We start from the raw sequence: 6,120 nt of genomic DNA, 5'->3' as shown, positions 1-6,120 counted from the left end.
TCATCATCAATCTTTGAGGGCTTACGCTCAGTAAAGCCTTTAGGATGGGGATTTTTAATCCAGCTATAGACGGTGAATTTGCTGATCTTGTAGCGCTTTGCAACAGCGCGCCAAGTTTCTCCATTAGCAATATCGTTAAGAATTTTCTGTCGGAATTGGCTGCAGTAGGTCATAGGATATGCTCAGTTTGTTTTTAATAATTCGGTAGTGGTTTGAAAAGTATGCTGGAATATTATCTAATCTAATCGCAGTTAAATATTTAAATATCAATATATTAAAAGAAGTATTTTTTGTAAGAGTATGTTTAGCATACTTTTCAAACAACTACCAATAATTCTACTACAAGTTGTTCTTTATATCTGCTTTGGATAGATTGGATTCTAAGTGATTTTACTATAAAGAAAAAACAGTCCCCTATTTATCATCCAGCACTCAAAGGTGAAGAACTACAACTGTGGTTAACCTTAAAAGATTTACAGCTTGGTAAAATGATGATGGTACTGGACCAGTCAAGAGTGGCTACATTATTAGGTACGACACAATCTACTATTAGTCGCAGGTTAGGCGTGTTACGAGCGCTACGTTTAATTACATTACTGCCACAGGTTAAACAAAATTTACGTGGTAAACAAAAAATCACCGTTCATTCCGAACAACAATCTTTAAGCTCAATTCTACAGCTTGATAATGACTATCTTGTGTTTCTATCAGATAGCACGAAAAAAGGGACACAACGATTACGGCAAATCTGTCGAGAAGAACTCTATGCCATACCAAGCGAAACATTGCTTGAATATAACATCGTGCTTGCTATTAATGCGGATGAAACCGCTTTTAAGTCTGTTGCAGGGATAAAAAATGAATCTAGTCATTTATTAGGAAAAACAGAAACGGAGAGCGGTTCCTTATCCTGTCCTCATTCTGTTGCAGTGAATAAATATACACATATGCGTGTTATGCATGAGCAAGTCCCTGTTATGCAGCCGTGCATAACGAGAGATTTGCGAGGATATATATATAACCGCGCGCCTGCGCAAATAGGAATAAATATCATAAATGATATTTATAACACTACCATCCATACTAGGGAGGGAGGTATGGAGGGAGGAAAGAAAAAAATTCTCAACAACCACGAGATAGAATCCCAAGAACTCACCGCACCTGTGAAAACAAGTGAAAGCCCTTTTGCTTATCTCTACGACTATGACCACCCTATCAGCAAACTCATCTCAAGGCTTGAGGAAAAATACGGCAAGAAAACCACACACGCTATTCTCGGCTGTATCAAGCAAGGCCATTATCATCATGCTGAGGAAACTTTCACATACCGCGCTTGTGCTGATGATATCGCTATGATTGTAATGGCGCTGATAGACGGCGAGATTGGCAATCCAATAGCATATACAACCACCCTGCTCTATCGCGCCTCACAAAACATGCTGACATATCGCGGAGACCAATACCGTCGCTACCTTGATTGGACAGGACAACTCAAACAAATCCACGCTGAAAAAGTGCAGAAAAAGCAAGCGAAACAGGCTGAAGAAGCTAAAAAATTGGCACAGATAGAACTCAAAGTTGGGATGCTGTTGCAGGGAAAAAGTGGGACAAAATATCCGATTGAGTTTGACAATGCCATCGGGTCAACGACGAATGTGGACGGCTTACGCATTGGCGTAAATAGCTTTGATGATGCCAAGCGCGCAATTATTTCAGGGCTGCTAACGATAGTAGAGAAATCACTATGACTGGCACAGTGATTCAACAAGTTTCCTATTTTGGCGCAGATGTGAATTCTTATTCTGCTATATATTTTGAGACCAGTGGTCTCACTGCAAATTCGGAAATTCCATTCGTGAAAAGTTACACCACTGGTGTAAGTCAAAATTCAGAAATTCCATTCGTGAAAAGTTACACCCTGGGTGTCAGCGAGAAAACGCATCCAATCTCTATTTTTTCTTCAATTTTAAATTCTATCAATCAGGAGAACCATGTATGAGTGATACAGATAATACTCAAGAATCAAAGAACCTTAGTGGACAGCGAAGTAAGATCGATGAAATCAATGCAGCCACACAAAGTCTAGAACTGCGTCAGGCAGAGCAAATTGTCAATGATGATGAAAGCATCGCGCTTACTACAGCTGAGGAACGACAAATTGAAGCAATGGCTGATACAGAGGAAGAACGTCAGGAATTGCGCCAGGAACTTTTAGATGAAAAACGAAAAGTCGAAGTCATTCGCGTGGCTAAAGCACAAGTCAATGAGGCTGTGCCAGCTCGTCATGTGGTTAGTCGTCCTTCGTTTGGACCAGTAACTGGGAGTGTCGAATATCATACGCGTAGAGCCTACGGCTTTCTTCTTGGACGTAAGCGTTCAGGTGATAACGGATATATTGTTGGCTTATTCCAAGCGGCTGCTGATTTGCGCTTACTCGTTCAGGGATATGCTACGGGCTGTCCATATGCCGCATGGTATCTCATCCAAGTTGAAGAACTTCTCCAAAAAATCCGCCAAAAGGTTAAATCTGTTGAGCAAGAAGCACAGGCATTGGTTAATCATGCTACTACAATTTCTTTAATGCCATTCACATCTAAACGCCCTTCTATCGTTCCGCTAGATTTTAGAGTGGTGTATGCCTTTCACTTTGCTGAATTACTTAGCCATTACGATCGTATTCTTCGTCTTTTGCAAAGTTATGAGATACAGCAGTTTATTACTCATGAACAGTTTATGGGCATTGAAGAGCAGTTGGGAACGCCTTTGCGTCGTTTGTTTCGCTTACCATCAGAGTGGAGTTATGTTGGTAAAGATGCGGTGCAACAACAGACCGCCACTGCTTTAGCTGCCGAGCATCGGATGGGGATGTTGCCTGAAGACATTTTATTAGGCGAACGTCAACCCAAGATGATTTAAAAATGACTGTATTACGGAAGCTGATATGAGTGGTATTGAATTGGCTGATACACGCGTTTTTTTTCCTTTAAAGGTAAGGGTAAGGGAGCGCGTTTCTAACAAAAAATTATTAATTGCTGATTTACACAGTTATCAATCTGCCATTAAAGAAGTTGAAGATACCATGCTGGCGCTTAAACAAAATTTTGATACGCGTCAATTTGGCCGTGAGCTAGAAATTAATATTGCCTTGCATCTTTGGCAAACCATTAACACCCACGTTCAACACAATCAGCTACGGTGGTATATCCGTTATCGTCAACCAACACAAAAAGGAAACTCTAATCGGCTGTTTGTCATGCTTCCGCTGAATGCTATTAGAAGAGATACGAATATGCCAAATCATGAGTTTATCAATGCCATTTTTTCAACTTTAGGGAAATCGCCTTTATTAGATGAATTACTCAAGGTTGAAAATCAACGTTTATTGCTGAACTCGCAAGCTCGAACCATACGAATGGCTATCAGTGAGTTAGAAACCTTAATTCAAAACTTTTCTTAATCGTACGAGGGACACAAATGAAAATAAGAACTGTAATTCAATCTGCTTTTTTAGGAGCTATTTTTAGTTCAGTGATAACGCCTGTGGCAGCTCAAACTAATTCTAATGTTAATACTTCCAAGTTTGAGCAGATGGATGTTGAGCAAAAAAATGGTTATTGGTTAGGACGTATCGCTCTCATTGATGGTTCTGCATTGTCAAGAAGCTGGTTGGTCGAAAACAGGTATGCACTCGCTAGAACTTACATCATGTACTTAGGTAGTCAAAGTGGATTAGAGGAATTAAGAGAATTCCTGAAAGAACAGAAGATAGCTTTAAACATTGGGATTATCCCTGAGCCAAGAAGTCATATGTACCATTTGCTCGATGAGTTGGGTATTAACAAAATTCCAGCAGTAGTAGAAGGCAGCAAGGCGTGGCAAGTCAATCCTCATCCTACTGAAACAGAAAAGGATCAACCTAATGATACTGAGACAGAAGCCAATGCTGATGTGCAAAAAGCATTAGAGCTGATGCAGGAACAAGAAGCAAATACACAGGCAAAATAGTAAATTCATTTTTATTTAATCAACAAGTTATTTTTCTAAATTATTTTTATCACTTATCAAGGAGATTATTATGGGTGCAACTATCGAACTAAAAGGGAATTTGGGGGCGTTCCAGCACTTGCTTATACGCAAGATAAAAAACCTTATCTAAGTTTTTCTGTCTATCAGTCGCACTGGGTTAAGTCTAATAACCCCAATCAACCCTATGAAGATAAGGGCGGTTTTTGGATGGATGTAGTATGGTTCAATGCTGGTGCAGAAGAAGCCAGTAAAATGTTGACGAAAGGTTCTCCTGTCGTCGTTCTCGGCGATCTAAGAATGGATAGCTGGGTAGATAAGGAAACAGGTGAACAAAAGCAACGCTTAAAAGTCATTGCCAGAACCGTAGCAATGGGAATTTTACCGCCAAGAAAATCACCGCAAGACGCTCCTCAAGAGCAACCTCAAGCTCAGACAAAATCTCAAATACCCACACAACCACAACCTTCTCCTCATGCACACACTCAGTCACCGCAATCTCAAGCGCCACAATCACAGCATCAATCAGCACAAGTTCAACAGCATCAAATTCAGCCTCAAGCGCCTCAAGAACAAGAAACGTCAACAGCTTATGATTTTGATGACAATCTTCCTTTCTAAGGAGTAGATTTATGAAGATTGAAAAAAGAAATACACTTTATAAGACGCTCGTTGCTTCTATTGCGCTAACCATATTGCCTGCTTTAGCAGAAGAGAGCGGTCCGCTCACTTCTGCCTCTGTGGCAGAAACGTCACTCGAGCAAATTGAAAGCTGCCTAGAATATACGATACACGGAATAACATTAAGAGCGATCTATACCCCTTGGGGCGTCTATTATTTTTGGACGCCTAATGTTTCTCACTTCTCGCCAGACTTATTATCTATGAGCCATAAGGAACTAGATGATATGCCATACCTTGAGTTTCAAAAAACTTTTGGGGCAGCATTAAAACCTATCGCACAAAAAGGCTTTGCGAATGTTGTAGGTAAAACGGTTGGAAGTCTTAATGCCGATATTGGTGGGGGACGTTATCAACATAAAGATTGGGGAGACTATCAGGCAGGACAATTTTCTGAATCAACCGTCATTGGCAATCCAGCTGCGATGTTTATTGACGCATTTACCTGGAATGGTTTACGAATGGCAGGTAAAGAAGTCTCTAAAGCTGCGGAACTCTCCTCGACTGATGCGCAAGATTATTTAGAGGGTTTTAAAAAAGGCAATGGAAAAGCAGGATGGTCAGACAGTTTTGATAATGCCATGAATTACGATATGACGATGCAAGTCATGGCAAATTCACCTGTTGTGCAAAGTATTAAACAAATTGTCAGACAGATTGATTCAGCGGTTTCATCAATGCAAGGTCGGACTGGAGACTCTCCTTTCTGTCCTGTCTATGCCTCAGCATTTCAACCATTTTACCTATCAGGCGTTGATAGTTATTTATGGCGTCTTGGTTACCCTGTGACAGACAGTGAGCATTCTGATGTCATTCTTAATCCTTTATCTACTGATATTGTTGGGACAGGTGGTGAACAATGGGGGCATATCTATCCACGAGATGGTGCCGTTAACCATCAAGAAGCACAAAAAGTTGCTGCTGTAGTCGCTGTTCGGTCGAAACAAGTCTTAGCTGAAGGCGGTATGGGACGTTTATACCGTGAACCTGATTACAAAATGAAACGCGTCGTGTGGTCAAAAGTTTATCCGCAACCTAAGAAAAATTGCCATGTCAATATAGCGAATACAGGGACTGAAACAGAGTCCAAAGATAGATATGCCTGGAATTTGTGGACAAACCACCGCTGTGATTTATATCGACGTGGTGTTCCGATTGCCTTTATTCCGATTGGACCCATTCATGTTATAGTGCAATCATCTAAAGCCCAACCCAATCCAAAGCAGATAAAAGCATAAAGTATCAATACAATCCATCCGCCATTCTTTGCGTATTTGCTTAATCCAAGCCCACATCTTTTCAATAGGATTTAAGTCTGGACTATAAGGGGGTAACCAAACTATCTCATGCCCATGCTCTTCAATGATTGCTTGAATATCACTGCGTTTATGAAAAGCGGCATTGTCCATGACAATT

9 protein-coding genes are annotated in these 6,120 nt (G+C 40.6%); 7 read left to right on the top strand and 2 right to left on the bottom strand.

Annotation, left to right across the window (positions count from 1 at the left end; translation table 11 throughout):
- Positions 1-173, bottom strand: a 173-nt coding sequence (locus A5N85_RS17825) for a helix-turn-helix domain-containing protein (RefSeq protein WP_143143280.1), incomplete at its 3' end; no start/stop codon positions are given.
- A 342-nt stretch (positions 174-515) separates the two neighbouring features.
- On the opposite strand from A5N85_RS17825, the gene A5N85_RS11945 reads away from it, so the two are divergent.
- The 7 genes from A5N85_RS11945 to A5N85_RS11915 are packed head-to-tail and all read left to right on the top strand — an operon-like array spanning position 516 to position 5,942.
- On the top strand, positions 516-1,748 hold the full coding sequence (locus A5N85_RS11945) for a hypothetical protein (RefSeq protein ID WP_147285241.1): 1,233 nt from the start codon (positions 516-518) through the stop codon (positions 1,746-1,748).
- A complete protein-coding gene (locus A5N85_RS11940; protein WP_072577422.1) occupies positions 1,745-1,999 on the top strand; it encodes a hypothetical protein in 255 nt (84 codons plus the stop codon). Before A5N85_RS11945 ends, A5N85_RS11940 begins: the two co-directional genes overlap by 4 nt.
- Positions 1,996-2,916 (top strand): AcaB family transcriptional regulator, encoded by a 921-nt coding sequence (locus A5N85_RS11935; protein WP_072577421.1) that lies wholly within the window; start codon positions 1,996-1,998, stop codon positions 2,914-2,916. Before A5N85_RS11940 ends, A5N85_RS11935 begins: the two co-directional genes overlap by 4 nt.
- A 25-nt stretch (positions 2,917-2,941) precedes the next feature.
- Positions 2,942-3,457, top strand: a complete 516-nt coding sequence (locus A5N85_RS11930; RefSeq protein WP_072577420.1) for a hypothetical protein — start codon at positions 2,942-2,944, stop codon at positions 3,455-3,457.
- 17 nt (positions 3,458-3,474) lie between these two features.
- Positions 3,475-4,005 (top strand): hypothetical protein, encoded by a 531-nt coding sequence (locus A5N85_RS11925; protein ID WP_072577419.1) that lies wholly within the window; start codon positions 3,475-3,477, stop codon positions 4,003-4,005.
- A 39-nt stretch (positions 4,006-4,044) separates the two neighbouring features.
- Positions 4,045-4,644, top strand: coding sequence for a single-stranded DNA-binding protein (locus A5N85_RS11920; protein WP_084601776.1), 600 nt, complete (start codon positions 4,045-4,047; stop codon positions 4,642-4,644).
- Positions 4,645-4,655: 11 nt separating this feature from the next.
- On the top strand, positions 4,656-5,942 hold the full coding sequence (locus A5N85_RS11915) for a TraU family protein (protein ID WP_072577417.1): 1,287 nt from the start codon (positions 4,656-4,658) through the stop codon (positions 5,940-5,942).
- Here A5N85_RS11915 and A5N85_RS11910 read toward each other — a convergent pair.
- The coding region (locus tag A5N85_RS11910; protein ID WP_249023972.1) for a transposase at positions 5,901-6,120 on the bottom strand (220 nt) is incomplete at its 5' end. The genes A5N85_RS11915 and A5N85_RS11910 overlap by 42 nt on opposite strands.

The organism is Suttonella ornithocola, from assembly GCF_001889065.1.
In the GTDB taxonomy this organism is placed as follows: Bacteria; Pseudomonadota; Gammaproteobacteria; order Cardiobacteriales; family Cardiobacteriaceae; genus Suttonella_A; species Suttonella_A ornithocola.
The sequence above is the reverse complement of the archived record's forward strand: the minus strand, read 5'-3'. Positions and strand labels throughout refer to the sequence as shown.

Bases quoted from the DNA above. Each gene is read 5' to 3' on its own strand.
- A5N85_RS11940 (WP_072577422.1), top strand. From the start codon at position 1,745: ATGACTGGCACAGTGATTCAACAAGTTTCCTATTTTGGCGCAGATGTG.
- A5N85_RS11935 (WP_072577421.1), top strand. From the start codon at position 1,996: ATGAGTGATACAGATAATACTCAAGAATCAAAGAACCTTAGTGGACAG.
- A5N85_RS11930 (WP_072577420.1), top strand. From the start codon at position 2,942: ATGAGTGGTATTGAATTGGCTGATACACGCGTTTTTTTTCCTTTAAAG.
- A5N85_RS11925 (WP_072577419.1), top strand. From the start codon at position 3,475: ATGAAAATAAGAACTGTAATTCAATCTGCTTTTTTAGGAGCTATTTTT.
- A5N85_RS11915 (WP_072577417.1), top strand. From the start codon at position 4,656: ATGAAGATTGAAAAAAGAAATACACTTTATAAGACGCTCGTTGCTTCT.